The organism is Brevundimonas sp., from assembly GCF_036732845.1.
In the GTDB taxonomy this organism is placed as follows: Bacteria; Pseudomonadota; Alphaproteobacteria; order Caulobacterales; family Caulobacteraceae; genus Brevundimonas.
Window position 1 is genome coordinate 1 of sequence record NZ_DAINBO010000078.1, and the last position, 4,249, is coordinate 4,249.

Annotated in this window: 3 protein-coding genes; 2 read left to right on the plus strand and 1 reads right to left on the minus strand. The window is 69.2% G+C overall.

Translation table 11 applies throughout. The features are described from left to right. Positions 1-2,872: DNA polymerase I (gene polA, locus V7D63_RS13235; RefSeq protein ID WP_333592744.1), on the minus strand; the 2,872-nt coding region annotated here is incomplete at its 3' end. 86 nt (positions 2,873-2,958) lie between these two features. Here polA and V7D63_RS13240 point away from each other — a divergent pair. After that, positions 2,959-3,942, plus strand: a complete 984-nt coding sequence (locus V7D63_RS13240) for a threonine ammonia-lyase (RefSeq protein WP_333592745.1) — start codon at positions 2,959-2,961, stop codon at positions 3,940-3,942. Positions 3,943-3,944: 2 nt separating this feature from the next. Then, a partial coding sequence (locus V7D63_RS13245; RefSeq protein WP_333592746.1) for a MaoC family dehydratase occupies positions 3,945-4,249 on the plus strand: 305 nt, incomplete at its 3' end.

A 4,249-nucleotide genomic window follows, 5' to 3' on the forward strand; every position in this document is an offset into this window, starting at 1 on the left:
CGGCGCGCGCGTCGACGATCAGCGGCACGGTCAGGGCCACGGCCGGTTCGGCGGCGGTCTCCATCACGCGTTTGACCAGGGCCACGGCGGCTTCGGCCTCGGCCTCGGGGGCCTCGAACACCAGTTCGTCGTGGACCTGCATCAGCATGCGGGTTTTCAGGCCCGCCTCGGCCAGGGCGCCCGGCATGCGCATCATGGCCCGGCGGATGATGTCGGCGGCGGCGCCCTGAATCGGGGCGTTGATGGCGGCGCGCTCGCCGAACTGGCGCTCGGCGCCCGATTTGGAATGGATGGCCGGAATGTGGATGCGGCGGCCGAAGACGGTGGAGACGAAGCCGTCCTGGCGCACCTGGGCCTTGGTCGCGTCCATATAGGCGCGGATGCCGGGGAAGCGCTCGAAATAGGTCTTGATATAGGCCCCCGCCTCTCCCTGATCGATGCCGAGCTGGGCGGCCAGGCCGAAGGCGGAAATGCCGTAGACGATGCCGAAATTGATCGCCTTGGCGCGGCGGCGGGTCTCGGCGTCCATCTGATCGATGGGGACGTTGAACATTTCGGACGCCGTGGCGGCGTGGATGTCTTGGCCTGCCTTGAAGGCGCGTTTCAGCTCGGCGATGTCGCCGATGTGGGCCAGAAGGCGCAGCTCGATCTGGCTGTAGTCGGCGCTGATCAGCACATGGCCGGGGGCGGCGATGAAGGCCTGGCGGATCTGGCGGCCGATCTCATTGCGGATCGGGATGTTCTGGAGGTTGGGGTCCGACGAGGCCAGGCGGCCGGTCGAGGCGGCGGCCAGTTGATAGCTGGTGTGCACCCGGTCGGTGTTCGGGTCGGCGGCGGCGGTCAGGGCGTCGGTATAGGTGCCCTTCAGTTTCGACAGTTGGCGCCATTCCAACAGGGTGCGCGGCAGGTCGTGGGTCAGGGCCAGGTCTTCCAGCACGCTGGCGTCGGTGCCCCATTGGCCGGTGGCGGTCTTCTTGCCGCCGGGCAGGCCCATCTCGCCGAACAGGATGTCGCCGATCTGTTTGGGGCTGCCCAGGTTGAAGGGGCGGCCGGCCTGGGCCTGGGCCTTGTCCTCCAGCTCGATCATGCGCAGGCCGAATTCGTGCGACAGCCGCTTCAACCGGGCCGGGTCGATGCGGACGCCCGCCAGCTCCATGTCGGCCAGGACGGCGGGCATGCCGCGCTCCAGCGTCTCATAGACGGCGGTCAGGCGCTCAGTCGCCAGGCGGGGCTTCAGGATGCGCCACAGGCGCAGGGTCACGTCCGCGTCCTCGGCCGCATAGCGGGTGGCGGGGACCAGTTCGACGTGTTTGAAGCTCTTTTGCGCCTTGCCGGTTCCGGTCACCGACTTGAAGGCGATCGGCTCGTGGCCCAGCCAGCGTTTGGACAGCTCGTCCATGCCGTGGTTGTGACTGCCGCCGTCCAGGACGTAGCTGATCAGCATGGTGTCGTCGATCGGCGCCACGCGGACGCCGCGCCGGGCCATGACGGCCATGTCGTATTTGATGTTCTGGCCCACCTTCAGCACGGCGGGGTTCTCCAGCAGGGCCTTCAGCCGGGCCAGGGCCGTCGCCATGTCGATCTGCTGGATCGGCGGCTGGGCCGGGGCGTCGCCGAAGTCCAGCCCGCCGCCCGCGCCCGGCGCGTCGGGATGTTCGTGACCCAGCGGCACATAGCAGGCCTCGTTCGGCCCGACGGCCAGGGAGAAGCCGCACAGGCCCGCGTGGGTGGACGACAGGGCGTCGGTCTCGGTGTCGAAGCCGACGATCCCGGCGGCCGTCGCCCGAGCGATCCAGTCGTCCAGCGCCTCCACGGTCTGGACGCAGACATAGGCGTCGGCGTCGAAGCCCTGATCCTGACCTTGGCTCGCGCCCGGCGCGGGGGTCTCGGCGGGGGCGTAGCGGGGCGTGGCGACCGGCGCCGACATCGGTTTCGGTGCGAAGGCCGAGCCGTCGTGGGCCGCCGCCTTGCCGTCGCCGACGCGCCGCGCCAGGGTGCGGAACTCCATCTCGTCCAGGAAGGCCGACAGGGTCGCCGGATCGGGATCGCGCACCACGAAGTCGGCGATCGGTTCAGGCGCGGGGACGTCACGGACCAGTTCGACCAGCCGGCGGCTGAGGCGGATCTGCTCGGCGTGTTCGATCAGGGTCTCGCGCCGCTTGGGCTGTTTGATCTCGCCCGCGCGGGCCAGCAGGGTGTCGAGATCGCCGTATTCGTCCAGCAGTTGGGCCGCCGTCTTGGGACCGATGCCGGGCGCGCCGGGCACATTGTCGACGCTGTCGCCGACCAGGGCCTGAAGATCGATCATCTTGTCCGGGGTGACGCCGAACTTCTCCATCACCGCGTCCTCGGCCAGGCGGCGGTCCTTCATCGGGTCCCACATGACGACGTGGGGTCCGATCAACTGCATAAGGTCCTTGTCGGACGAGACGATCACCGCCTCGCCTCCCGCGTCGCGCGCCCGGCAGGCGTAGGTGGCGATCAGATCGTCGGCCTCATATCCCGGCAGCTCCACGCACGGCACGCCGAAGGCCGCCGTCGCCTGGCGCACCAGGGGGAATTGGGGGATCAGATCCTCGGGCGGGGCCGAGCGGTTGGCCTTGTACAGATCGTACAGGTCGTTGCGGAACGTCTTTTCCGAATGGTCGAAGACGGCGGCCAGATGGGTCGGCCCGTCCGCCCCCTTCATGTCGCGGATCAGCTTCCACAACATGTTGCAATAGCCCTGGACCGCGCCCACCGGCAGGCCGTCGGACTTGCGCGTCAACGGCGGCAGGGCGTGATAGGCGCGAAAGATGTAGGCCGAGGCGTCGATCAGCCACAGCCGGATCGCGGAAGGGTCGGCGCTGGCGGCGGCGGGCGTATCGGTCATGACCGGGACCCTAGCGGCGCCCGCGCGCGCCGTCATCGTCCAGATCGTCTCTTGGGCCGAGACGCGGCTTCGGCTTAAGTGGCGTCATGCACATCGCGTCGTTCCAAGGCGTCCAGGACGCCGCCCGTCAGATCGCCGGACAGGCCGTCCGCACCCCCCTGATCGAAAGCCCGGCCCTGAATGAACGGCTGGGCGGGCGGGTGCTGTTGAAGGCCGAGAACCTGCAATACGCCGGGGCCTTCAAATTCCGCGGCGCCTACAACCGCATCAGCCGCCTGACGGACGACGAGAGGGCGCGCGGGGTGGTGGCCTATTCGTCGGGCAACCACGCCCAGGCGGTGGCGGCGGCGGCGCGGCTGGTCGGGACCTCGGCCGTCATCGTCATGCCCGCCGACAGCCCCAGGGTGAAGGTCGAGGGGGTCATCGCCTTCGGCGGCGAGGTGCGGACCTATGACCGATACGCCGAGAGCCGCGAAGCCATCGGCGAGGAGATCGCGGCCACGCGCGGCAGCATCCTGGTGCGGCCGTTCGACGATCCCTTCGTCATCGAGGGCCAGGGCACGGTCGGGCTGGAGATCGTGGAGCAGGCGGATGCGCCGCTGGATCAACTGCTGTGCGGAACCTCGGGCGGGGGGCTGATCGCGGGGATCAACCTGGCCCTGGCCGCGCGGTCGCCGGATACGCGCGTCGTCGGCGTCGAACCGGCGGCCTATAACGACACCCAGATGTCGTTCGCGGCCGGACAGCGGGTCACCCATGCGCCCGCGCCGGGGACCATCTGCGACGCCCTGATGACGCCCATCCCCGGCGAGCTGACCTGGCCCATCAATCAGCGGCTGGAGCGGGTCGTCACCGTCACCGACGCCGAGGCGGCCGAGGCGGTGCGCTACGCCTTTCGGGTGCTGAAGCTGGTGATCGAGCCGGGCGGCGCGGTGTCTCTGGCGGCGCTCTTGGCCGGCAAGGTCGAGACCAAGGGGCTGACCACCGCCGTCGTCCTGTCGGGCGGAAACATCGACCCGGCCCTGTTCGCCGCCATCATCGAAGACCGTTTCACCCCGATCGGAGCCTGACCATGCCCCATCCGTCCGAGCTGTCGTCCCTGATCGGCCAGGAGGTCGGCGTCTCCAGATGGTTCGAGATCGACCAGGCCCGCATCGACGCCTTCGCCGACGTCACCGAGGACCATCAGTTCATCCACGTCGATCCCGAGGCGGCCCGGCAGACGCCGTTCGGCGGGACCATCGCCCACGGATTCCTGACCCTCAGCCTGGCCTCGGCCATGAGCTATGACGCGGTCAAGCCGCTGGACGGGGTGGTGATGGGGGTCAACTACGGCTTCGACAAGCTGCGTTTCCTGGCCCCGGTCCCGGCCGGATC

Coding starts and splice junctions, on each gene's coding strand:
- V7D63_RS13240 (WP_333592745.1), top strand. CDS start 2,959: ATGCACATCGCGTCGTTCCAAGGCGTCCAGGACGCCGCCCGTCAGATC.